The 861-nt window shown below is 70.5% G+C and carries 1 protein-coding gene and 1 pseudogene; one reads left to right on the forward strand and one right to left on the reverse strand.

Annotated elements, in window-relative coordinates; genetic code table 11:
- Window positions 1-140, forward strand: a pseudogene (locus CCN72_RS41765) (bestrophin-like domain); the annotation flags it as partial.
- A 90-nt stretch (window positions 141-230) separates the two neighbouring features.
- Here the strand turns inward: CCN72_RS41765 and CCN72_RS41610 are convergent.
- Window positions 231-861: hypothetical protein (locus CCN72_RS41610; protein WP_341868915.1), on the reverse strand; the 631-nt coding region annotated here is incomplete at its 5' end.

An 861-nucleotide genomic window follows, 5' to 3' on the forward strand; every position in this document is an offset into this window, starting at 1 on the left:
AGTTGCTCCTGGCCGGGCTGTTCTCCGCGACCATCGCCTTCATGCTGTTCCTGATCTGGGACCTGGACGCCCCCTACAGCCGGGGCATCGCGGTGACCGCCGAACCGTTCCTCAATCTGTTCCCGGGCATCAAGAGCTGACCGGACAGCCCGACAGCCCGACAGCAGGAGTCCCGGACCGGCGGCCCGCGCACAGTGGCCGCCGGTCCGGGCGTTTCTCGGGGTTCCCCCTCAGGCCCGCCGCTCGCCCCTGCGGCGCAGCCAGTACGCCCCGCCGCCGATCAGGGCCATGCCCACCAGACCGCCGCCGATGGCCATGTCCGTGGTCGTCGCGCCGCTGGTCCTGCTGCCGCCGAGCCCGCCGTTGACCCCGCCGATCACCGTGAAGGCCCGGGGCCGGGTGATGGTGCGGCCGTCGCAGCGCACGGAGATGTCGTACCGGCCCGCGCGGGCGTTGCGGTTGACGTAGACGACTCCGCGCGAGGTGTCGTCCCGGAAGGGCGTCAGCGGAGCGGTGCGGAAGGCGCGGGAGGCCATCTCGCCACCGCGCCGGCAGCCCTGCACCGTGACCGTCAGCCGGCCCCCGGCCGCGACCACACTCGGCGAGACGACGATGTTGCGCAGTCCGTTGTCGCCACCGTTCCCGTTGCCGAAGTCACCGCCGTGGCCGCCCTCATCGGGTCCGAAATTGTCGCCCCGGCCATTGCCGAAGTCATCGCCCCTGCCGTTGCTGCTGATACGGCCGTTGCCGCTGATGGTGCCGTTGAAGTGGCCCTCGAAACGGCCGTTCCCGTTGAAGCCGCCGTTCCCGTTGAAATTCCCGTTCCCGTTCCCGAAGTTGCCGTTCCCGTTCCCGAAGTTG

Source organism: Streptomyces murinus (genome assembly GCF_002154555.1).
GTDB lineage: Bacteria > Actinomycetota > Actinomycetes > Streptomycetales > Streptomycetaceae > Streptomyces > Streptomyces murinus.